This is a genomic window from Vibrio sp. RM-41-2B (assembly GCF_024744415.1).
Classification (GTDB): domain Bacteria; phylum Pseudomonadota; class Gammaproteobacteria; order Enterobacterales; family Vibrionaceae; genus Vibrio; species Vibrio diabolicus.
Genome location: NZ_JAMQWD010000005.1, coordinates 164,504 through 186,134, shown reverse-complemented (window position 1 = coordinate 186,134; position 21,631 = coordinate 164,504). Strand labels below are relative to the sequence as shown.

The 21,631-nt window shown below is 44.4% G+C and carries 20 protein-coding genes and 1 pseudogene; 12 read left to right on the top strand and 9 right to left on the bottom strand.

Features of this window, described 5'->3' with window-relative positions; all coding sequences use genetic code 11:
* Nucleotides 1-203 precede the first annotated feature (203 nt).
* The 4 genes from NB463_RS04280 to ompV all read left to right on the top strand — a co-directional run bounded on the left by NB463_RS04280 (nucleotide 204) and on the right by ompV (nucleotide 4,131).
* On the top strand, nucleotides 204-1,103 hold the full coding sequence (locus NB463_RS04280; RefSeq protein WP_046873819.1) for an ABC transporter permease: 900 nt from the start codon (nucleotides 204-206) through the stop codon (nucleotides 1,101-1,103).
* Nucleotides 1,096-2,325, top strand: a complete 1,230-nt coding sequence (locus NB463_RS04275; protein ID WP_258431889.1) for a quaternary amine ABC transporter ATP-binding protein — start codon at nucleotides 1,096-1,098, stop codon at nucleotides 2,323-2,325. The genes NB463_RS04280 and NB463_RS04275 overlap by 8 nt, the downstream gene beginning before the upstream one ends.
* A gap of 256 nt (nucleotides 2,326-2,581) precedes the next feature.
* Nucleotides 2,582-3,118, top strand: a complete 537-nt coding sequence (locus NB463_RS04270; protein WP_046873821.1) for a copper resistance protein NlpE — start codon at nucleotides 2,582-2,584, stop codon at nucleotides 3,116-3,118.
* Between the two features lie 236 nt (nucleotides 3,119-3,354).
* Nucleotides 3,355-4,131, top strand: a complete 777-nt coding sequence (gene ompV / locus NB463_RS04265; protein ID WP_258431888.1) for an outer membrane protein OmpV — start codon at nucleotides 3,355-3,357, stop codon at nucleotides 4,129-4,131.
* Nucleotides 4,132-4,206: 75 nt separating this feature from the next.
* Here ompV and NB463_RS04260 read toward each other — a convergent pair whose 3' ends face one another.
* The 3 genes from NB463_RS04260 to NB463_RS04250 all read right to left on the bottom strand — a co-directional run bounded on the left by NB463_RS04260 (nucleotide 4,207) and on the right by NB463_RS04250 (nucleotide 7,713).
* Nucleotides 4,207-5,874, bottom strand: a complete 1,668-nt coding sequence (locus NB463_RS04260; RefSeq protein ID WP_258431887.1) for an ABC transporter substrate-binding protein — start codon at nucleotides 5,872-5,874, stop codon at nucleotides 4,207-4,209.
* Nucleotides 5,875-6,033: 159 nt separating this feature from the next.
* On the bottom strand, nucleotides 6,034-6,648 hold the full coding sequence (locus tag NB463_RS04255; protein ID WP_005373936.1) for an outer membrane beta-barrel protein: 615 nt from the start codon (nucleotides 6,646-6,648) through the stop codon (nucleotides 6,034-6,036).
* A gap of 180 nt (nucleotides 6,649-6,828) precedes the next feature.
* A complete protein-coding gene (locus NB463_RS04250; RefSeq protein WP_005392662.1) occupies nucleotides 6,829-7,713 on the bottom strand; it encodes a LysR family transcriptional regulator in 885 nt (294 codons plus the stop codon).
* 94 nt (nucleotides 7,714-7,807) lie between these two features.
* Between NB463_RS04250 and NB463_RS04245 the strand changes: the two genes are divergently transcribed.
* Complete coding sequence (locus tag NB463_RS04245; protein WP_226420367.1) at nucleotides 7,808-8,710, top strand: DMT family transporter; 903 nt, start codon at nucleotides 7,808-7,810, stop codon at nucleotides 8,708-8,710.
* Between the two features lie 64 nt (nucleotides 8,711-8,774).
* Here the strand turns inward: NB463_RS04245 and NB463_RS04240 are convergent.
* The 4 genes and pseudogenes from NB463_RS04240 to pncB form a co-directional block, all read right to left on the bottom strand.
* Nucleotides 8,775-9,553: pseudogene (locus NB463_RS04240) on the bottom strand (class I SAM-dependent methyltransferase).
* Between the two features lie 170 nt (nucleotides 9,554-9,723).
* A complete protein-coding gene (locus NB463_RS04230; RefSeq protein WP_182033271.1) occupies nucleotides 9,724-10,242 on the bottom strand; it encodes a glycine zipper 2TM domain-containing protein in 519 nt (172 codons plus the stop codon).
* A gap of 214 nt (nucleotides 10,243-10,456) precedes the next feature.
* Nucleotides 10,457-10,816 (bottom strand): acyl-CoA synthetase, encoded by a 360-nt coding sequence (locus NB463_RS04225; RefSeq protein ID WP_258431885.1) that lies wholly within the window; start codon nucleotides 10,814-10,816, stop codon nucleotides 10,457-10,459.
* Nucleotides 10,817-11,150: 334 nt separating this feature from the next.
* Nucleotides 11,151-12,461, bottom strand: coding sequence for a nicotinate phosphoribosyltransferase (gene pncB / locus NB463_RS04220; protein ID WP_258431884.1), 1,311 nt, complete (start codon nucleotides 12,459-12,461; stop codon nucleotides 11,151-11,153).
* 299 nt (nucleotides 12,462-12,760) lie between these two features.
* On the opposite strand from pncB, the gene NB463_RS04215 reads away from it, so the two are divergent.
* From NB463_RS04215 to NB463_RS04205, 3 genes are read left to right on the top strand one after another with little or no spacing between them, the layout of a single operon-like run.
* Nucleotides 12,761-13,486 carry an NUDIX domain-containing protein gene (locus tag NB463_RS04215; protein ID WP_065646362.1) on the top strand — a complete coding sequence of 242 codons (726 nt, stop codon included), beginning with the start codon at nucleotides 12,761-12,763 and terminating at the stop codon, nucleotides 13,484-13,486.
* A gap of 36 nt (nucleotides 13,487-13,522) precedes the next feature.
* Nucleotides 13,523-14,176: an isochorismatase family protein gene (locus NB463_RS04210; RefSeq protein WP_258431882.1), complete on the top strand. Its 654-nt coding sequence runs from the start codon at nucleotides 13,523-13,525 to the stop codon at nucleotides 14,174-14,176.
* Between the two features lie 29 nt (nucleotides 14,177-14,205).
* Nucleotides 14,206-14,562: a VOC family protein gene (locus tag NB463_RS04205; RefSeq protein WP_258431881.1), complete on the top strand. Its 357-nt coding sequence runs from the start codon at nucleotides 14,206-14,208 to the stop codon at nucleotides 14,560-14,562.
* Nucleotides 14,563-14,565: 3 nt separating this feature from the next.
* On the opposite strand, the gene NB463_RS04200 is transcribed toward NB463_RS04205, so the two are convergent.
* Both NB463_RS04200 and NB463_RS04195 read right to left on the bottom strand, forming a co-directional pair.
* Nucleotides 14,566-15,306, bottom strand: a complete 741-nt coding sequence (locus tag NB463_RS04200) for a DeoR/GlpR family DNA-binding transcription regulator (protein WP_258431880.1) — start codon at nucleotides 15,304-15,306, stop codon at nucleotides 14,566-14,568.
* 91 nt (nucleotides 15,307-15,397) lie between these two features.
* Nucleotides 15,398-15,787, bottom strand: coding sequence for a VOC family protein (locus tag NB463_RS04195; protein WP_257887323.1), 390 nt, complete (start codon nucleotides 15,785-15,787; stop codon nucleotides 15,398-15,400).
* A 193-nt stretch (nucleotides 15,788-15,980) separates the two neighbouring features.
* Here NB463_RS04195 and NB463_RS04190 point away from each other — a divergent pair, with 193 nt between their 5' ends.
* The 4 genes from NB463_RS04190 to NB463_RS04175 all read left to right on the top strand — a co-directional run bounded on the left by NB463_RS04190 (nucleotide 15,981) and on the right by NB463_RS04175 (nucleotide 21,590).
* Entirely contained in the window at nucleotides 15,981-16,454 is a 474-nt protein-coding gene (locus NB463_RS04190) for a peptide-methionine (S)-S-oxide reductase (protein WP_053808098.1), read from the top strand.
* 300 nt (nucleotides 16,455-16,754) lie between these two features.
* Complete coding sequence (locus NB463_RS04185; protein ID WP_053808099.1) at nucleotides 16,755-17,195, top strand: PTS sugar transporter subunit IIA; 441 nt, start codon at nucleotides 16,755-16,757, stop codon at nucleotides 17,193-17,195.
* An 11-nt stretch (nucleotides 17,196-17,206) separates the two neighbouring features.
* On the top strand, nucleotides 17,207-18,607 hold the full coding sequence (locus NB463_RS04180; RefSeq protein WP_074189807.1) for a fructose-specific PTS transporter subunit EIIC: 1,401 nt from the start codon (nucleotides 17,207-17,209) through the stop codon (nucleotides 18,605-18,607).
* A 151-nt stretch (nucleotides 18,608-18,758) separates the two neighbouring features.
* Nucleotides 18,759-21,590, top strand: coding sequence for a GH92 family glycosyl hydrolase (locus tag NB463_RS04175; protein ID WP_025526150.1), 2,832 nt, complete (start codon nucleotides 18,759-18,761; stop codon nucleotides 21,588-21,590).
* Nucleotides 21,591-21,631 lie beyond the last annotated feature (41 nt).

Here is a 21,631-nt window from a genome sequence, read left to right as displayed (position 1 = left end):
ACACTAATGATTATTTTATTAAAAGGGTGTCTACCTAAGTAACTATAAAGTGCAGGTCGACTGCATTGAAATGAGCCTAACGGGTAAAACAATAGATGGAGGACCTATCGAACCACCAATCATTACTTGGTCTACGATCCCAGCCATTCTTGCTGAATCACGTCTCTTGAGGGCACCTAGATATATCAGAAAAGGAAGTAAATATGTCTGACTCGAATTGGCTCAGCGAATTCCCAGAAATGGATCGCTCTGATCTTAGAGCGATTCGCAAAACACTCGATGGCGCCTACCGAGATTTCTCTCGTGAATATGGTGAACTTATCGAGTCTCTCTTTGATCCGCTCCTTTCATTTCTTGTCTGGTTTGAAAAACTGCTTATTTCAACACCTTGGGTCGTTGTTTTAGGCGTCTGCACCGCCCTCGTTTATGCCGCTAGTCGCTCTTGGAAACTGGCTATCGCATGTTTTGGCTCACTTATCCTGATTGGCTACTTCGGCATGTGGGAAGACACAATGCGCACGCTCAGTATTATCACGGTGTGTACCATGCTGGCAATCACACTCGGGATCCCTATCGGCATCGCCATGGCGCGCTCTAATCGTATTCAGTCTGTTGTGACGCCATTACTCGACGTCATGCAGACCATGCCAGCATTTGTGTACCTCATCCCAGTTGTTATGTTACTCGGGATCGGCAAAATTCCTGGCCTCATCGCAGTAGTAATCTACGCGATTCCACCTGTTATTCGTTTAACTAATTTGGGTATTCGTTTGGTGGATAAAGAAGTGTTGGAAGCCGCAACCGCATTTGGTGCCAGCAGTAAACAGCGGCTTTTTGGGGTCCAACTTCCGCTCGCAATGCCAACCATCATGGCGGGAATCAACCAAACGATAATGATGGCACTGTCGATGGTTGTCATCGCATCGATGATTGGGGTAAAAGGTTTGGGCCAGCCCGTTCTTAAGTCGATTACCAATCAATATTTCACTCTTGGTCTTTTAAATGGTCTAGCCATTGTCGCCCTAGCGATTCTTTTCGACCGCGCTTCACAAGCGTATGCGAAACGCACTCAAGCCCATCTAGGAGATTTAAAGCATGACTAGTCCACTTATCGAAATCAGCGGTCTGTATAAAATCTTCGGCCCCAAACCCAACAGCGTGATTGAGCGCGTCAAGTTGGGACATAGTAAAGAACACGTGTTGGCGGAAACGGGGCACACGGTCGGGCTAAAAGACATCAACCTCCAAATTAAAAAGGGCGAGATTTTCGTCATCATGGGTTTATCCGGTTCAGGTAAGTCCACCATGATTCGCCACTTCAATCGCCTAATCGATCCAACCATGGGACAGATTTTGGTGGAAGGGGTAGATGTCATGCAGCTTTCTAACAAGGAGTTAGAGCAGTTTCGTCGTCATAAGATGTCGATGGTGTTTCAACGTTTTGGCTTATTGCCTCATCGCACTGTTATCGACAACATCGCTTACGGTTTGGAAATTCAAGGAATAAGTAAAGAAGCGCGCTTAGAAAAAGCAAACGAATGGTTGGATACCGTTGGATTAACGGGTTATGAGAACCAGTATCCCGCTCAGCTATCAGGTGGTCAGCAACAGCGTGTGGGCCTTGCACGGGCACTGGCTACCGACGCCGAAATACTGTTGATGGACGAGGCTTTCTCAGCATTGGACCCTCTGATTCGGAGCGAAATGCAGGATCAGTTAATAGAACTGCAACAGCAGTTACACAAAACGATTGTTTTTATTACTCACGACTTAGATGAAGCACTGCGCCTTGGCGATCGCATTGCGATCCTTAAAGACGGTGAGCTTGTCCAACAAGGTTCACCAGACGAAATATTGCTACATCCTGCCGATGAGTACGTTGAAGCCTTTGTAAAAGACGTCAATAGAGCGCGAGCATTGACGGTTGAGACTGTGATGCAGCCACCTTCATATCACATTGCCGCTAAAACCATTGAAGAAGCGCTCAGTGAGATGAAACGTGTAAAACGTGATTATGCTTATCATGTGACCGATGCAGGCTATCAAGGCGTGATAACGCAACAAGGGTTACTAGACGCGACGAAGTTAGCTCAAACCCCAAGCTGGGATGATGATATCTATGAAGAAGTACCTATCATCTCTCCCCATTCAGCCATTGAGCAAATATTGACTGAAACCATGTCGTGCGAATACTCACTGCCCGTTGTCGATGAGCATGGCCATTTGAAAGGTGAATTAGAGCGTCGTACTGTTGCTGGTTTATTCGCTGATGAAGACAGCACAAAACGAAGCACCTCACGTTCAAACATCGATAAGGCCTCTTAACTGATTTAATAAAACAGCTCACAGCAATGTGGGCTGTTTTCACTATCTCTGCCCCCACCCCTCTAGATATTTATTTGTAGACTCAAGCTTGATATCCCAATCAACATTTACATTGTTCTGATTTTCCTGACAATTTCATACTCATATTCGGTTTTATTGACATAGATAGATCATTCTATTGCTTTTTGATGACGCAAATACCTGATAAATGTCTACTATTACTCTCATACAAAATCTTGATTTAAAGAGGGATAAAATGAAAAAAACAATGTTGGCACTAACAGGCGCGGTAATCATTCTTGCAGGCTGTCAAGATGAGAAACCTGCCGAAACAAGCGCAGTTGAAGTACCTCAAGCGACGGAAACTGAAGTCACCACTAGCGCAGAAGTTACTACAGAGACAATTGACACGCTGCCAGTAGCAGAAGAACAAGTCATCACTGAAGAAACATTTGTAGACTCTGAGCATAACGCACAAAATGCCCTTGACTGGAACGGCACATACAAAGGTACGCTTCCATGTGCGGATTGTTCAGGTATCGACATGACCATCACACTAAATCAAGATGGCACTTACGTACTTGAAGAAAGCTACCAAGACAAAGAAGACGGTCAGTCAAAGTCTGAAGGCCAATTCACTTGGGATGCAAACGGCAGCATCGTAACGTTGACAAACGAAGATGCGCCAAACCAATACTTTGTTGGTGAAAATGTACTTATGAAGCTAGACATGAATGGCGAAAAAGTAACAGGTGACCTAGCACCGTTATACAACTTAACGAAACAACAATAAGTTCGTATCGATACCTGATAAATAATCTAAATCCGAGCTACCCCAGCTCGGATTTTTCTTTCCATCGACGGCGGTTGTCTTTCTTATCTTTCTTATCTTTCTTATCTTCCTTCTCTGATCTTACATTCCGCTTCTTATCCTGATGGTTCATTACATTTCCATACGCTTTGCTGATAGAGGCTTACAACTTCATTTTGTACAGTGTTCAAAACAAATCAGAACAACTCGGAAAAATGATGAAAAAGACATTAATTGCACTACTAACTCTGACTGCTACTGGTTCAGCGGTTGCTGGTGATACTTATATTCGTAACGGTAACATCTACAACAATGAAGGTGGCTGGAACGCGGAAGTCGGTGTGGCTCATGGCAGCGATCTTTTCAAAGATCAAAAATACAATACAGCTCCAATTCTAAATGGCGGTTACCATGGTGACGACTTTAACGCCGATCTAAGTGGCATTAACTACCGCTTCTTCGGTAACACCAATGAATTAATCAACATGAGTGCTTACCTTGTTGGCAGTGGTGTCATGCGTGACGGTGATATTGCAAAGAGCCTGAAAGGCACGGATAAACGTCGCTTTGCTGTCGATTTAGGTTTGAACACTGACTTTACGTTAGATCAACACAATGTGATTTCAACATACCTTCAACATGATATCAGTGGTGCTTACAAAGGTTACTTAGCGGGCGCGACTTACTTCCACATTATGAACTTCGGTAGTGTTGATTTTGTTCCTTTTGCTAACCTAACTTATCAAAGTGAAGACTACGTAGATTACTACTTTGGCGTAAAACAACGCGAAGCAAATGCAAACCGCAAAGCGTACAAAGGTGATTCAACAGTAAGCTATGGTTTAGGCTACAAGCTAGTCATGCCAATCAACGATAACTGGCAAGTGAGCCAAATGACACAATACACTCGCCTAGGCAGCGGTATCAGCGATTCCTCGATTGTTGATAGTGCAAATCAATGGGTTGTTGGTGCGAGTGTGTCGTACAACTTCTAACTCTACATTCCACATAAAGCCATCATTGCGATGGCTTTATGTATTCATACTCTGTGCTCACCGTGTCGAAATATGCTAGTTAGAGTGAGCTATCCAGAGACGATGCAAATCGCTATAACCCGTATTTCTCACCTGAACACCGCGCACTTGCTGTGTTTTTGTCACCTCTTCATAGCCAACAAATAAAGGCAAATAAAGATACTGCTCTCGTAACGCTTTTTCTACGCCTAAAAGAGATTGTAAAGATTGAGCATTTGTCATGGCTTCGCGAATGTTTTCTCGATGGATCAACATCTGGCTTTGATCAAAACTAAAACGCAAACCTGTTGCTATCGATAGCCATTCAAATACGCCATATTCAAACGGCGCTTCCATGACTTCTTCAATTAGGAGCAAGTCCGCTCGATGTGATACGACTTCAGGAAAACTAATGTCATCAATAATGACGATCTCTAGCTCTAATCCCGTCGCCCGAATCACTCGGTGCAACCACTCAGAGTGACGAATTAAACTTGGTATCGTCCAGATTGGCTCAGCTAGCGCTACTTTACCTTGTAGCTTAGGCGTCACAATAGCCTCTGCTATTAGTAAATCTTGCTCTTGAGTCGCTAACTGAATGCTGTCAACGGCACTTTGCGCCTCATAGATTCTCTTTTGCGCATTGATGTAATCGGCGAGTTGATGCCAGTCTTCTTTTGCGAGATTAGAGTCCGCGCGCTCCCGATAGGTCAAATATGAAAATGCGCTGATTTTTTCCACTTCAACGTGATCAGAGGTTTGGTTAAAACTCAACATATTCAGGGTCTTAACATCACCATGAGACAGCGTAATTTGGTCTAATAATGCGCGCGCTGAAAAATATTCTTTGTGTGCTTGAAGAAGCATACTCTCTTGGTTCCAACCACTGATTTTAAATGGTCCGGTGCCTATGTGGTAAGAATAACCAGAACCGAAAGAAACAACATCTCGACAAAGAATAGAAGCGTGAGGAGTGGCTAGCATGTATGGAAAAAACATGTTCGGATGTTTCAATGTAATTTTTAAGCAGCTCGATGTTTCGGCAATCACACTGTCAATACACTGCCAGAGCTCGTGTACTGGTCCTTTTATTTCCTTAAGTCTTTCGATGCTCCAAACAACATCTTGTATGCTGAGAAGTTCGCCATCGTGACGATATATTCCAGGCCTCAACCATAACGTCATCACATTGCCTTCCATTTTCCACTCATGTGCTAGCGAAGGCTCAATGCCACCATTGGAATTTTGAGTCAGCAAAACATCATAAACACTTTTCGCCACATGCAGTTCAGTATGTCGATAAGTGTTCGCAGGATCGACCTTAGACACCCAAGGATAAGAGGAGATCAAAATAGCGTTATTTGACTCATTCAACTGGTTCACTTTTTCAGAGGCAATCGTCAGCGCCCTGACAGCACTTTGGCCGAACCAATCGATAAGTTTTGTTATCGAGTTCATTCTTCCCCGACCAAGCTCCTCAACCAAAAATTCGGTCATCGCTTGTTGAAGGGAAATAGTAATATTCAGACGGCTGGCGTTACTTCTGCCAATTGCAGGTTTCCAATCTACCCAACCGTAAGAGGCAAGCTTTTTCATCACAATAGAAACATTGCGCCTTGACGTACAAATTACCACTTCAAGCTCCGACAGCGTAACGAAGTGATATTGATGAGGTTCAAAGTGCTTTAACAGTAGATCCAGATACCTAAGATTGACATCGTTCACAAAGATTCCTAAGAGTTATTCCAAAGCAAAAAATAGCACAGGACGCTTAGCAACTAAACTTCCTGTGCTATATCTAAACATATTCAAAGCTTGGACTCAGCTCGACCAACAGAAGTCAAAAACGTGTACTAAGCCAAGAGGTAACTTGAATAAGTATTCTTAGAAACGGTAACTCATACCTACAGAGAACACGTTGATGTCAGCATCAACCGTTACTTTTTCATTACCAAATTTCGCAATGTCTAGCTCAGGCATCATGTATTCCCATTCAACTTGCAGAGCAAAGTTTTCTGTAATAGCGAACTCTGCGCCTAAACCGTACATGCCTGTCACAGTGCTGTCAGAAATGGTGGTATGGCCTGCGCTACCGTCAATCACAGAGTTGCTAATTTTGAATTCAGCATTGAAGTAAGAAAGACCAGCTTTAGCAAAAAGGTTGAAACGATCACCAATAGGTAGAGTCGCCTTTGGTTGAATCGATAGATACTTCATATCACCAACAGTAACAACTTTGCCGTCTAAAGCGTCGTAGCCACCAATGGCTGCTTCTAGAGAAATGTATTCGTTGAATTTGTAACCACCAAATACTTTACCTGAAAGGCTTGAGTCATCTTCAAGTTTAAGCTTAGTGCTAGCGTTGGTACCACCACCATTGATAGAGCCATTAACATCACCAAACGATGCTTGACCTACCGATGCGCCAACGTAAGGAGCTGCGTTTGCAACAGAACATGTTGCTAGAAGGGCTGTCATTAGCCATGTTTTTTTAAACATTGTATTTCACTGCCTGTTAATTATTGAGGTTGTGTTTTGCCCATCCTTAAGCACGTCATGCTATCCATTTCACTCGGTTTCAAAACCAAGTTGATGTTAATGAATAAAAACTCAATAAAACATGAAATATTTAAACACAACTTTGCCACTTTATTTCTTAATTATGACAATTTAGTCATTTTACAAGCACTGTTGCTTCAACCAATTGGTGAGTTTGATTATTTCCGCCTGCTTGGCTCGGCTCTTTTTATGAATAAAATAAAAGCTGTCCCCCGTCTCTAATCCATGAGAAGGGATATACACCAAATCATGCGCTTTATCTCTTTCATTGAGCATAAAATCATTCGCAAATGCGATGCCTTGGTCATAACGTGCAGCCTCAATTGCCAACAACATATGACTAAAATGTTGAACATCGACATCTTTTGGCAAAGTGTAACCACCCGCTCTGCACCACTCTGCCCAGTCTTTTCCTCTCTCACGATAAATAGAGTCTGTCGACAAAATAGGATATCGCCAAAGCGCTTCTGGAATGGGTTGATCTTGTAACTCTTTCCAAATTTTATGGCTGCATACCGGATACAGCGTTTCCGCGTATAACTTCACCGACATATAGTTGCGCTTTGGCTTCTCTACCGTGATAAAACAATCACCAACGCTATCTGTCTGCTCAGGATCACCAACAACCATATTGAGTGTCAGATCGATTTCCGGATGTAACCGCTTAAAATCAGACAAACGCGGAATAAGCCACTTTACGGCAAGCGAGCTATAAATCGCTAAACGTATGCTGCCTTTGTCCCCTTCTCTCACCTTTTGGCTGGCCATCGCAATAGAGCTAATTGCCGGGCTAATATCCTCTAAATAACGAGCACCAGTATCCGATAAAGAGAGCTTTCTTCCTTGACGAATAAATAATGACTCGCCCAAATAATCTTCCAATAATCGTATCTGATGACTAACGGCACTTTGCGTCACATTGAGCTCTTCAGCCGCAAGCGAAAAGCTAGAGTTTCGAGCGACAGATTCAAAACAGTGAACCGCTCTGAGTGGTGGCAATTTCATTATCTAAAAATCTCATACTTAAACTAATAAATATCACTTCACTTCATCCTATGACATCACCTACTCTTTGGCAAAGAAAGAGGAGAGGAAATAAGTGAAAGTTACATCGGTCGGCGCAGCTATGCTGCTATTAATTGTTGGGAATCTCATTGCGGTGCTTTCGGACTCTTTAATTAAAAGTGTCGGAAATGAAGTGCCTATTTTTCAGTTTGTCTTTTTCCGACAAATTTCCGCAGTGCTTTTCCTACTGCCCGTCTGCTTGCTGACAAAAAAGACTCATTTTCTTGAAGGATTTAAATGGCATGCTGTCCGCGCTCACGTGTGGTTGCTTGGTGCTATATTTATGGTTTTGGCGATTTCATCTTTACCGCTCGCAACTGCGAACGCAATCTTCTACGCCGCGCCATTAATCATGCTGCCGCTTGCCGCGATATTTTTTGGCGAACAGCTGTCTAAACAATCGGTCGCGGCTGCGATCATGGGCTTTGCTGGTGTGTTGGTCATCATTCGTCCAGATCAGATCGACTGGGCAGCGATTTCGGCTTTAGTTGTGGCTATTACCCTGGCAATCAATAACTTGCTCATTCGAAAACTGCCAAAAAATCAATCTGTCATGCAAACGTTATTGATGACAAACTTGGCAGGTATTCCCGTGGCTTTCTTACTTGTTCTGATCGAAGCGGAACCTTGGGACTGGAGTGCTTTCCCTGTCGCTGCTGGCTCAAGTTTGTTCATCATGATTTATGCGGCAACATGTGTGATCGCTTACCGCTCGATTGATAGCAACAAAATTGCCAGCGCTGAATACAGTGGCTTAATTGGTGCCGTGTTTGTGGGATTAATCTGGTTTGGAGAAGTGCCAGACATATTTATGGCTATAGGAACAATAATGATTGTTGTGCCGCTGGTTTGGCTTTCTAAACGAGAACGTCGCAAGAAAAAGCTGCAAGCTCAGCAAGAGCGAGAGCGAGAGCAACAAGAGGCGCACGTTACTTAAAATCGCGCTCTATCTCAAAGACTAAAAAAACCGAGTCGTAAGTACTCGGTTTTTTTATGTGGCTCTAATCCATTCTGATGTAAGCGACCACATGAGATAAAAACTGCCTTGCAAAACGATCATTAAACCGGATGCGATATTCATGATCGGCTTCCGATACTAAACGCCAACCTTCAGCAAAGTACGCTTTGATATCATCGACCGCTTCTTCTTCATTTTTGATGTGTTTCGCGTTCCACTGATAAGTGCAAGAGACAACCATCAGCCCGCCAACCTTGGTGGCTTCTTTTAGAGCGTTGATCACGCTAAGTGGCGACTCACATTGATCAACCACGTTCAAACATACGACTAAATCAAAGCTAGACTGGAGAGTATCGAGCTCAAAAGGCTGGTTAATTAGCGTCAAATCAACATGAGCACATTGCTGTACGATATCTCTATTCTCTACCTCTAAAGCGTTTAAGGTGTTCACATCGTGAAGATAAGTTAGCTCGACTCGTTGTTCTTCTATTAATAGTTGCTTCAAGCCATCCATCAACCTATTTGAAGGCTCCACAAGCGTCGCTTCTTTAAGGTTAGGTAAGCGTTGCACTAACTCATAATAGTTTCTTCCCAGCGCCGCGCCAACCTCAAGTAGGGAACACGGCTGAACGCCGCCCTCGAGTGCCGTCTGCGCAATAAAGTCAGCGACTTGGGAACAATGTGGTGATGACAAAAAGAGAGTGGGACTTGTTTTGAGCGACTGGTTATCGTCTCAATCTGCTTATCTTCGATGAACTTGTCGAACCATTGCGCTTCGAAATAACCAGCTAAACCGCGATCGGTCAGGTAAAAACCTTCCATGTTTTTTCCGTTCGTACTTTTAGAAAAGTGATTGTATCGAACGCTGAAATTAGCTGGTAATTCTGGCTGCACATTCCCGCGGGAAAATAGATGAAAATACCGCTTATGTGAAAAAGCCCTTTCATCTCAAAGATAAAAGGGCTTGTTAATTACTTCGGTTGAGGAGCTAGTTATTGCGGAAGAACAACTTTGCCATCTTGAATTGGGAACGTTTTTGTCGCTGGCTTGCTCGCTAAGCGAACCGTCGTTGGCGCACCTGAAACTTCGTAAGTGACGTCGTAACCCACTACTTTATCAGATGTCGTATATTCTGTATGACACTGTTTTTTAGTCGTTGTCACTACATCGCCTTGTTGCACGTTCTCCTGAATCTTACGACCCGTTAATGCACCAGCGATCGTACCAGCTGCAGTTGCAATCACTTTACCTGAGCCGCCACCGATTTGGTTACCCAATGCCGCGCCAGCTGCTGCGCCGCCGACCGTACCAATTATTTTATTATCATCCGTAGGAGCAACTTGCTCCGTTACTACCACGTCTTTACATACTTGGTGTGGATTTTTCACAGTTTCAGTCACCGCTTCAACCAAAGTAATGTTTGCTTGGGTTGGAGCTGGTGGCGTTTTGTCTTTACAGCCTGCTAGTACAGCAACAACTGCCGTTGCAATTGCGATAGATTTCATATTCATGATTTACATCCCAGTATGGTTTGCTTTGATGAGCGGTATAGTAAATCGCAATTAGGAAATCACATCAGGCGAAAACAAACCCTCTGTCATTAACGAGTAAAGAAACACTGTTTTATAAAAGGTACGTCAAGAAACACTCAACAGAATGTCAACTGATCTAAAACCGTATCATTACTGATTATGATTAGGCTTGATTAACCTATGAGGCTTATTTTTAAGCCAAGCTTAAAAACAGTTCGTCGTCGGTTAAATACTTATGACGGTGACTCAGGTTACGCACGTGCATAAACATAAAATCAGGAAAGCCAGGAGCAATAATGTTGTTTGGTTCCCACCATACACCGCCAACAAACACATATCGCCCTTGCTTGTCATCTTCGTGAAGGGGGTTATTAAGAGGAGAAGAAAACTCTGCGCGACAGCCTTCAACCACACAAACAATTTGTCCTTTAAAAAGGCCGATCACGCGCTTAACAAGATTTGCCTTGATGCCACATTTCCATGCCTGCCGAGTTGCCATCTCATAGCCATATTTTCGGATCGCTTTCTTTTGCAAATGTACTACTAGGTTCATTTTGACTCCTGATTCAAGCAATTACGCGAAGCCCAAAGTCATAAAAGCAGATGACGTCTATACCCGAGTGACCTCATGGTACATGGGAATAAACTACGTGATTAGACTGAGTTTAGTGTCTGATGAAAATACACCCTCCACGATGCTGTAACGTATCGATTTACACCAATCATAGGCACATAGCACATCAAAAAAAACAACCTCATTTTCGAGTGCTTTCCTACGCTGTATCTGGTTACTTCTGCGTATTACTATAACGAAATCACCCTCTACGTTTGTCTATATAAATTTGTCGTAACGATAGAGGGTGCTTATCAAGAAGGAGGGATAACGCCTACGCGTCGATGAGATAGTTTTGACCTTCAGTTTCTAGACGATCGATCAGTTTACGACACTCGTTTAAATCAAGAGGTTGCTCGAAGCGGCGCTTGAGGTTCATCAAAAAGAAGATATCTTCACACATGGCTTTCTCAGGTTCGTCACTGATTTTTGCGACTGGTGAACCATTGCACGTGACCATTTTGATCACGATAGAAAGTGGCTGGTAGGCTTCACCCTCTTTATTGACATAATCACCCATATCGTTCGCAAGAAAAGTACCGATACCAAAACTCACCTGAATACGTCCTTGGAAGTACTCGCAAATATCTAACGCTTGTTCGAAGTTAAGTCCGTCTGTAAACACCAGCGTTTTTGTTAACGGGTCTATATTAAGCGACTGGTAGTGTGCAATCATTTTTTCACCCCAGCTATAAGGACAACCACTATCGTGACGCACACCGAAATACGCGTTACTTAGCTCTTCATCAAAGTCTTTAAGGAAGGCATCAATACCAATCGTGTCGGTCAGTGCAATACCTAGTGCACCGTTAAACATTTTTTGCCAACGTTGCAAAGCCACTTTTTGCGAATCTCGCACATTCACCAGAGCTTGATGGCCCATAAACCATTCATGAGCAACGGTACCGATAGGCGTTAAATTCAGTTCTTTTGCTAAGTGGTAGTTGCTTGTTCCTGTCAAACATTCCGGCACTTCCTGGCACAAATATTCCAGCATAGTGCGCTGAGCTTGGAAGGAAAAACGTCGACGCGTCGACATGTCAGAAAATTTAAAGTTAGTGATGTTACGACGTTTTAGTTCCGACTTTAGGTGCCGAACTTTCTCTTCTAAAACAGTGGTAAATTGCGCAACAGGGATATCTGACCAACGCTGACGGCTACGAACTTCAGACACGATGCTCATGATGATCGTTTCGTACAAAATAGTATCTCGCCACAAACCATTGATAGTAATGCGTAACTGGCTTGAGCCATCAGCCATGGCTTTATTGTGGAAAGAGACATCACTTTGTGGATTGAAACGGAAATGGCGCAGTGCATCAACAAAGTCAGGATTCAGGTAAGGCGCGACACGCTTGATGTATTCGATTTCTTCTTGCGTAAATTGAATGTCTTGCAGTTTAAGAACTTCTGCTTTTACCTCTGGTAGTAGTTCAGAGAGATCTTCCTCGCTACGCACAATAAATTTGTATGACACCATCGCATCAGGGTAAAGCGCTGTTACTGCGCTCATCATATTGACTTTGTAGACATCAAAATCCAAAGCGCTTTGAATGATGCGGGAAGAAAATAGTTTGGTGGTCATTAGGTGCCCTTCTACACGCCCTTCCTGGGTATATAACTTTTTGTTACTAACTAATTTGCGTAAACAATAAACACCCATCTATAGTTTGTCAACTTTTGTTACTAACCACTCATTTTTATAAGGTTTTTCTGTCTAGAATTCGCACACAGATTGTGAATAAGTCAGATTCATTCGTAGATTTATACTCAAGGCGTACTATGAAGCACTACCGAAAACGTTTCGCACAACTCGTTACTTACCCATTGATTGACCACTTGTTATGCGCTAGATTACTTACAAATCAATATTAGGACCCAACCATGATCGTATCTGTCGACATTATTCCATTCAGGCTATCTGGCTGTGCCGATAAGGGATTGGAAGTGTTGTTGATTAAACGTTCAAATCCAAATCGGCCATACCATGGAGTCTGGGCACTACCGGGCGGATTTGTCTTTGATAAAGACTTAACCAGTGAAGGAGGACGCCCGGCCGATGAAAACTTTGAGGCGGCGCGCCGCCGAATTTGCCGCGAGAAAATCCATACTTACCCTCGTCACTTTAGTGAAGCTTTTATCGACGGCGATCCCAAGCGTGATCCAGAAGACTGGAGCTTAAACATTACGCACTACGCCTTGGTCGATCGTAACAATGTAGAGCAAATCAACAATGCAGGTGTACCAGAGTGCCAACTTAAATGGTTTTCGCTACAGTCTATACTCAATGGAGAAGAGACTCTCGCGTTTGACCATCAAAAAACCATTGAAAAAGCGTGGCAGAAGCTTCGTGCATCCATTGAATACACATCGGTTCTTTTGTTTGCATTAGACAAAGAGTTTTTGGTTGCCGACATCATTTCTGCTTATCAAGAGTTTGGTATTGATATTAGCCGAATGACGATTAAGCGCCGCTTGATAGATTCAGGCGTACTAAAACCCACCAATAAAGTCGCTTCTACCAACAAAGGCAAAGGTGGAAAACCCGCAATGGTATATACGCTGACCAGCGACGAAGTAACCTTTTTTCAAAACTGTTTGCGTGGATAAACGCAGGCAGGCAATCAGACAGACAAGGAGTCTGCCATGACTGTTCGAGTAAACTATCAAACTACAGCAGTGATCGACGTTGATCCAGAGAAAGGCTTTAGTGAGTTATGTCCAAATGAACTACCCGTTGCAGGTGCGTTGGAAATCGTACCGGAGCTTCTGAGTAATCATGCCAAAGGCCGATTAAAACTGGTGAGCCGTGACTTGCACCCACCGAAAGCAAAATGGGATGCAGAAACACCAGCCAACATGCTTGAACCCGTCGGTCTACCCAATGTGGATATAAAATGGAACCGCCATTGTGTGCTTGGCACAACAGGTTCTGAACTGCTAGACGGTTTACCACCCGTGTTGGACTACGATTTTCAAGTTAATAAAGGCATGGATCCTGACGCGCACCCTTACGGTATTTTCTTCCATGATATTGCCGATACTAAAACGACAGGCGCACATGAATTTCTAAAATTCAACGGGATTGATACCCTAGTGATCGGTGGTCTCGCGCTAGATTTTTGTGTGAAGAAATCCGTCATGCAAGCACTGGATCTTGGCTACAATGTGGTGGTCAACCTTGCTTCAACTCGCGCAGTGCTGCCTGATAATGTTGAAAATGTGCTGACAGAGCTCAAGGTTCAAGGCGCATTATTTGTCGAAAAAGCGGATGACATCATCGTAGAAAAATTCGCCTAGAGACGATAGTAACCGAGAAGGATTTCACTATGCATCAACATGAAAAATTGAATTACGTCGAATTTAGTTCCACCAATATTAACGCTACAAAACAATTTTTTGAGAGTACCTTTGACTGGACCTTTATCGATTATGGTCCTGAATACTCTGCATTTTCAGGACAAGGGTTAGATGGCGGATTCTTCAAATCTGAGTTTGTAAACCAAACCGCAAATGGTGGCGCACTTTTAGTGTTTTATAGCTCAGATATTCAGGCCACGCAGATAAAAGTTGAGCAGCATGGTGGAAAAATTATCCGTCCTATTTTCGAATTTCCCGGCGGCTGCCGATTCCACTTCACCGAACCAAGTGGAAATGAATTCGCAGTATGGTCGGAGAGCCATTAGTACTTACCCCAACACCACTTCCACACCTAGCTTTTTGATTTGCTCAAGGTCGCTTTTCGGAGCGGCTTTGTCGGTTAACAACACCGATATTTCGTTGGTATTTCCAATTGAAGAAGGATAAATCTGTCCAAATTTACTGGAGTCCGTCAGTACGATGTTACGTCTACTCTTTGCCAGAATGGCCTCTGCGATGTCGGCACGCATCATGTCTCGGCTAGTAAAACCAGTGTCTTGGTGAAATCCGTCGATACCCAAGAAAGCCGTGCTGAAGTGAATGTTCTCAATACACAACTTGGTTAATGGTCCAACTAAGCTCTCGCCTTGATGCTGATACACACCACCAAGCAAGATGATGTTAGCTGAGGTGTTACGGATGAGATGGGCGATGTACGCCGATGGGGTAATGATGGTCACATCGCCGCGTTCAGCTAAAGTGCGAGCCAAGAGCGCATTAGCACTGCCGCCCTCGATCAATACGGTTTCGTTTGGTGATACCAAGTCCGCCGCTTTATTTGCAAGTGATTGTTTAATATCGAAACGGACTTCTAATCGGGTATCAATATCATCACTTTGCAATGCGGTTGCTGCGCCGTGTACGCGCTTTAGATAGCCCTGTTGCTCCAGAAAATTCAAATCCTGCCTGATGGTCACGCCCGACACGCCGATAATGTCAGAAAGCTCCGTGACTTGAACGCGTTTACGATCATTCACTAATTGCAGGATTTCATTTTGTCTTGGGTTCACAGGCTCGCTCCTTATTAATGAGCTTGCAGTATACGCCCGAATACTTTCATATGAAAGCAGCCTGTGAACGATAGAAATAAGCGAAGCTGCGTTACACCGTAAGCTCTAGACGGTTGCCATCCGGATCTAAGATGCAGCTTTCGTAGTAACCATCACCCGTTTGTCTCGGACCGTCGATCCATTGGTAGCCATCATCTACTAAGGTTTTGGTTAATTGATCCACCGCCTGCTCTGATCCTAAAGCGAAGGCAAAGTGTGCTAATCCTGTTATCTGCATCGCATGAGATTTTTCACAAGCTGTCACACCTTCCATCGACATCAACTCCAATCGTGCACCACTTTCAAACGAAAGAAAGTAAGATGAAAACTGCTTAGTTGGGTTGTGGTATTTATCGTTAGACATCGCGTTAAAATATTTCTCATAGAAGGCTTTTAACTCTTCCAAACGTTCTGTCCAAATCGCGATATGTTCAATTTTCATTGGGATTCCCCTTAGCTCTTAACTGCGCTCAATCTAACGAGGAAAAGCAGCACAAAAAAGAGAGCAAATCACCACCGAGTTGTTCCTGTTTTATGTCCGAACTGCTCATCGATGAGTCATTAAATCTATGGTTGGAGTTGTGTTTGAGCGAAAGTGATGTCCATAATGGCGCAAAGTTTTACAGGATAAAATGATGGAAGAGATTTACTTCGCAGGCGGCTGCCTTTGGGGCGTGCAAGAATTTATGCGCCACCTTCCGGGCGTAATTGGCACCGAAGCAGGGAGAGCAAATGGCACGACGGATAATACTCAATCCGAATACGATGGTTACGCAGAATGCGTGAAAACCCAATTCGACCCTGAGCTGGTTTCGGTTGAAACTTTGATGGGGTATCTGTTTGAGATCATCGACCCGCACAGCGTTAACAAGCAAGGTGAAGACGTAGGTGAAAAGTACCGTACCGGTGTTTATAGCCAAAACGAGCAACACCTAACTATTGCTAAAGCGTTTATCGCAGCAAGACCGGATGCCGATAAAATCGCCGTAGAAGTGCTGCCACTCACAAACTACGTGCCAAGTGATGATGAGCACCAAGACCGACTCACGCGCTTTCCAAATGACTACTGCCATATCCCATTAGATTTGCTGCATAAATATAAAAATTAATGGCCAGCCTTTATCGCTGTTTCTATTATCTCAAACTAAGAGGCGCAACGCCTCTTTTTGCACCCTAACCGGGGCTATTTGATCCTCCTCCAGTTCATTTTTATGTCTAGTTATTTGTTTCAAAATAACTGGAATATAAATCACATAATAACTTTTATAATATTCTGCATTATTAATGACGGCTATCACACTTAGCTCTCAGTGATACAAAAATATAGTTATTGGTTTTTTTTTACTATTTCAGAAAACCGTAACATTAATTAAATTTGCCTCATTACTTCAGTACCAATGATTCAAAAAATGATTACAGAACTAACAAACGTCAATTTAATTAAAGGCAACCTTCAAGCAAATAATAAAAAAGAAGTCTTTGAAGAGCTAGCACAGATGCTATTCGAAAATAATCGAATCAGTAGCAAAGAGGCTTTTTTAATCGACATCGAAGCACGCGAAGCATTAAGCGTGACTTCAATGGACGGCATCGCTTATCCACACGCAAAAAGCAAAGCAGTAACAGAGCCTGCAATCGCTGTTAGCGTAAAGCGTGAAGGCATCGAGTATGGCGACGAAGAGGGAGTCAAACCAACCGTATTCTTCATGATTGCTTCACCTGATAACGGTGCCGACCACCATATTTATGTTCTTCAAGAATTATTCGGAAAATTTAGCGAAGAGTTTATTGAAGATATTCATAACGCAAAAGACGAAAACCAAATACTAAATATTTTAATTAATTCATAAGGCGTGAAATTATGAGTACAATCACAGCTCAAGCTAGCAATAATAGCGATTTCAAAAAACTCCTAAGTACCATGAAAGGTCACCTTTTATTCGGTACTTCTCACATGCTTCCATTTATCGTTGCGGGTGGTGTACTACTGGCTCTGGCGGTAATGGCATCCGGTAAAGGTGCGGTTCCTGCAGACGGGTTATTGGCTGATATTTCTAATATCGGTATTAAAGGTCTGGTGTTGTTCCCAATTATTCTTGGTGGCTTCATAGGTTACTCAATTGCAGACAAACCAGCACTAGCGCCAGCGATGATCTCTTCTGGCATCATGGCTGACATGGGCGGCGGCTTCCTAGGTTGTATCGTCGCTGGTTTTATCGCTGGTGGTGTAGTTCTACAACTTAAGAAGATCCCTCTTTCTGCTAACATGACTGCGTTGGGCGCTTACTTCATCTACCCACTTGTTGGTACGCTTATCTCTGCAGGTATCGTTCTATGGGGTATCGGTGAGCCAATCAAGATCTTCATGGCTTCTATGAACGAATTCCTAGCTTCTATGGCTGGCGCTTCTAAAGTGGTTCTAGGTACGATTCTTGGTGGTATGACTGCATTCGATATGGGCGGTCCAATCAACAAAGTAGCAACGCTATTCGCTCAAACTCAAGTTGATACTCAACCATGGCTAATGGGCGGTGTTGGTATCGCAATCTGTACGCCTCCTCTAGGTATGGCACTAGCAACATTCCTATTCAAGAAGAAGTTTACTAAACAAGAGCAAGAAGCAGGTAAAGCAGCAGCAATCATGGGTTCTATCGGTATCTCTGAAGGTGCTATCCCATTCGCAGCAAACGACCCTGTACGCGTTCTTCCTTCAATCGTTGCTGGTGGTATCGTTGGCTGTGTGTTCGGCTTCCTAACAAACGTACTACTACACGCACCATGGGGCGGTTTAATCACAGCACCTGTATCAAGCAACATCCCAATGTACGTTGTGGGTATCGCACTAGGCTCACTAACAACTGCAGTTATCGTTGGCTTCTGGAAACCAGTCGCTGAAGAAGAAGCAGAAGACGAAATCGTAGAAGCAGCACCTGCACAAGCTCAAGCGGCTCCAGCAGCAGGCGAAGGCGAGTACGACATCGTAGCAGTAACATGTTGCCCATCTGGCGTAGCACACACATTCATGGCAGCGAAAGCACTAGAGAAAGCAGGTGCGGCAGCGGGTCTGAAAATCAAAGTAGAAACTCAAGGTCAAAACGGTATCCAGAACCGCATCACTGACCTAGATGTAGCAAACGCGAAGCTGGTTATTCTAGCTCACGATATCCAAGTAAAAGACGCTCACCGCTTTGCAAAAGCAAACGTTGTTGAGTGTTCAACGAAAGAAGCGATGCGTAACGCAGCGACTCTTGTGAAAGCTTAAACCTTAAGCTCCTCCCCTAAGAGCCCTTTCCCCCAAAGGGCTCTATTTCAAGTTTTCAAGTTTTCAAGTTTTCAAGTTTTCAAGTTTTTAAGTTTTAGTAATACCCCTGATTTTTTAATCACATAACCATATGATTTACAAGGCTTTAAAAATGAAATTCAAACCTTCCCTACTTGCTTGCGCAGTTTTAAGTGGTCTAGTCGGTCTGACTGGCTGTAACGACGACACAACCAACATTTATGAAGGCGGTGACACCAACCCTGCACTGCCGGATATTCCTGACGGCGGCAAGCCAGTATGTCCTCCAGTTGGCGATGGCGACTGCGATGACAAGCCAAACCCAGAAACACCTGAAATCGACATGGGCGTTCACATCCCGGTAGATTTCGCCGATATGGACGTAACACGCTACGTCAACCCATTCATCGGCACAGGTAACCTAGGCAACACCTACCCTGGTGCAACCACACCACACGGCATGGTGCAGCTTTCTCCAAACAACGGCTCTAATGGCTGGGAATACATTTCAGGCTACTACTACCACGACGCACGTACTTCCGGTTTCTCTCATACCCACCTTTCCGGAGCTGGTGCTGGCGACTTGAACGACATTCTCGTCATGCCAATCAACTCGCGTTCGGATTACATGATTGATGAAGGTTCGGCAACGCTAAACCTAGAAGCGTCTCGCTTCCAACATCGTGACGAGCAAGCGACAGCAGGTTACTACAAAGTCGATCTATTGGATTACGACATCAAAGCTGAGTTGACGGCGTCTGATCGCGTTGGTGTACACCGGTACACCTTCCCTCGTGATGAGAAATCAGAAATCATCGTGAACACCGGCTTCAAAATTAACTGGGACTACACATCAGATTCTTACTTGAAATGGGACAAAGACAATAACCGTCTTGAAGGTCACCGTTTCTCTGATGGTTGGGCACCAAGCCAAAAAGAATTCTTCGTGATGGAATTTGACCAACCAATCAAAAACGTTCGCTTTGCTTACTACGATAAAGAGCAAGGTCGTTACATGGATGTGCCAGAAGGCATTACGGAAATCGGTAACGAAACACGTGGCAAGTATCAATACGCACGCGCTTACGTTGAGTTCGACACATCTAAAGACGGCTTAACGGTTGAAGCGAAATTGGCGCTATCAAACGTTGAGATTGGCGAGAATGGCAAGTCTGGTGCTTCTCTTAACATGACAGAAGTTGCGGGCATGAACTTCGACCAAGTACGCGAAGCGGCAACGAAGAAATGGGAAGACGAACTCGGCAAGATCCAAGTCTCTGGCGACGAAGATTACAAACAAACCTTCTACACCGCGATGTACCACTCGTACCTAGGTCAAACCATTCACTCTGACTTAGATGGTCGCTACCGCCAAGTTCACCAAGGTCGTAACGCTTACCCAGATGGCAACACACCTTGGGGCGATAAGATTGATACGCTGAAAGAGTCAATCCGCACTGCCGATGCCAACAAAGATGGCAAAGCAGACTTCACGCGCTACGACACTTTCTCGTTATGGGATACCTACCGCGCAGTTCAACCGCTGTCTTCGATTCTTGAACCTGACCGCCTAGCCGACGTGGTGCTGTCTATGTTGTCTTACGCTGAAGAAGAATGGGTGGATGACAAAGGCAACGTGCGCAAAGGTCGTCTGCCTGAGTGGACATTCAAAGGCAACGAAACCGGCATGATGATGGGCATGCACTCAACGCCTGTGATTCATGATGTATTGTCGAAAGGCTCACTAGAAAAACGCATGATCGATCTTGGCTTCACAGAAGCAGAGCGCAAAGACGTGAAAGAGCGCTTAGTTGAAGCAATGATCACTGACGCGCGCGCCGCAACGAGCCAAGGCGTAGCATGGATCAAAGAATACGAAGAACAAGGTTACGTGCCAGCGCAACTGCACGACACTCCACCAGATTCTTACGGCGGTCACTCACCATTTAAAGATTCTTGGACAGCATCTTACTCGCTTGAATACTCAATGAACGACTGGGCAATCGCACAATCGATCAAGGAAGTCTTCGGTGAAGAAGATCCACGCTACACCGAGTTCGCTAACCGTTCTAAAAACTGGCAAGCGCAATTCGACTTCGGTGGTAAGCAATACCAAGGTTGGTTCAAAGCCCGTGACTACGATGGCGAGTTTATCGATGCAGGTTGGGTAGACCCAATCACCGGTCGTGCGGTTGGTAAAGACTGGCGTCCAGACATGTTCAACTGGTCATTCTCTGAATCGAACGGCTGGCAATACTCGTTCAGTGTTCAGCACGACATTCATGGCTTGATTGACCTGATGACACGCTTCGACAAGACACAAAACCCTGAAGCAGAGCGCGGTGACTTGTTCGCAGCACGCTTGGATGAATACTGGTCAACTTACCCAGACCGCAACGCAGGCGATAACCAATTCCCAGTGTTCAACACTGGTAACGTTGGTCAGCACGTTCAAGGTAACGAACCAGATATCCACGTGCCGTACCTGTACAACTACGTCGGTCAACCTTGGAAAGGTCAGGCAGCCATCGCCGCAGCAACCAACATTTGCTACAAGAACACCGCTGACGGCATTTGTGGTAACGACGACTTCGGTACGCTCTCTGCGTGGTTCGTGTTCCGTGCACTTGGCTTCTACCCAGTGAACGCTTCTTCTGGCATCTACGAAATCGGTACTCCGCTGTTTGAAAGCGCGTCTATTGATGTCGGCAACAACCAGAAGTTCACGGTTACCGCAAAAAACGTTAGCCGCGAGAACATCTTCATTCAATCGGCTCGCTACAACGGTAAAGACTTCAACCGTACTTACCTGACTCATGACGAAATCATGTACGGCGGTGAGTTGGAGTTCGTGATGGGCGACAAACCAAATCAACGTTGGGGATCTCTAGAGCAAGACCTACCACCAGCACAAGGCATCGGTGAGTTCTTGCATGAAGACGAGATGCCAGCAGGTTCTCGTTAATCCCAATAGTGACAACTCAGCCGGGGGAGCGCATCTCCCGG

What these genes read in the sequence shown, in the direction of transcription:
- NB463_RS04280 (WP_046873819.1), top strand. Translation starts at nt 204, where the DNA reads ATGTCTGACTCGAATTGGCTCAGCGAATTCCCAGAAATGGATCGCTCT.
- NB463_RS04275 (WP_258431889.1), top strand. Translation starts at nt 1,096, where the DNA reads ATGACTAGTCCACTTATCGAAATCAGCGGTCTGTATAAAATCTTCGGC.
- NB463_RS04270 (WP_046873821.1), top strand. Translation starts at nt 2,582, where the DNA reads ATGAAAAAAACAATGTTGGCACTAACAGGCGCGGTAATCATTCTTGCA.
- ompV (WP_258431888.1), top strand. Translation starts at nt 3,355, where the DNA reads ATGAAAAAGACATTAATTGCACTACTAACTCTGACTGCTACTGGTTCA.
- NB463_RS04255 (WP_005373936.1), bottom strand. Translation starts at nt 6,648, where the DNA reads ATGTTTAAAAAAACATGGCTAATGACAGCCCTTCTAGCAACATGTTCT.
- NB463_RS04250 (WP_005392662.1), bottom strand. Translation starts at nt 7,713, where the DNA reads ATGAAATTGCCACCACTCAGAGCGGTTCACTGTTTTGAATCTGTCGCT.
- NB463_RS04230 (WP_182033271.1), bottom strand. Translation starts at nt 10,242, where the DNA reads ATGAATATGAAATCTATCGCAATTGCAACGGCAGTTGTTGCTGTACTA.
- NB463_RS04225 (WP_258431885.1), bottom strand. Translation starts at nt 10,816, where the DNA reads ATGAACCTAGTAGTACATTTGCAAAAGAAAGCGATCCGAAAATATGGC.
- pncB (WP_258431884.1), bottom strand. Translation starts at nt 12,461, where the DNA reads ATGACCACCAAACTATTTTCTTCCCGCATCATTCAAAGCGCTTTGGAT.
- NB463_RS04215 (WP_065646362.1), top strand. Translation starts at nt 12,761, where the DNA reads ATGATCGTATCTGTCGACATTATTCCATTCAGGCTATCTGGCTGTGCC.
- NB463_RS04210 (WP_258431882.1), top strand. Translation starts at nt 13,523, where the DNA reads ATGACTGTTCGAGTAAACTATCAAACTACAGCAGTGATCGACGTTGAT.
- NB463_RS04205 (WP_258431881.1), top strand. Translation starts at nt 14,206, where the DNA reads ATGCATCAACATGAAAAATTGAATTACGTCGAATTTAGTTCCACCAAT.
- NB463_RS04195 (WP_257887323.1), bottom strand. Translation starts at nt 15,787, where the DNA reads ATGAAAATTGAACATATCGCGATTTGGACAGAACGTTTGGAAGAGTTA.
- NB463_RS04190 (WP_053808098.1), top strand. Translation starts at nt 15,981, where the DNA reads ATGGAAGAGATTTACTTCGCAGGCGGCTGCCTTTGGGGCGTGCAAGAA.
- NB463_RS04185 (WP_053808099.1), top strand. Translation starts at nt 16,755, where the DNA reads ATGATTACAGAACTAACAAACGTCAATTTAATTAAAGGCAACCTTCAA.
- NB463_RS04180 (WP_074189807.1), top strand. Translation starts at nt 17,207, where the DNA reads ATGAGTACAATCACAGCTCAAGCTAGCAATAATAGCGATTTCAAAAAA.
- NB463_RS04175 (WP_025526150.1), top strand. Translation starts at nt 18,759, where the DNA reads ATGAAATTCAAACCTTCCCTACTTGCTTGCGCAGTTTTAAGTGGTCTA.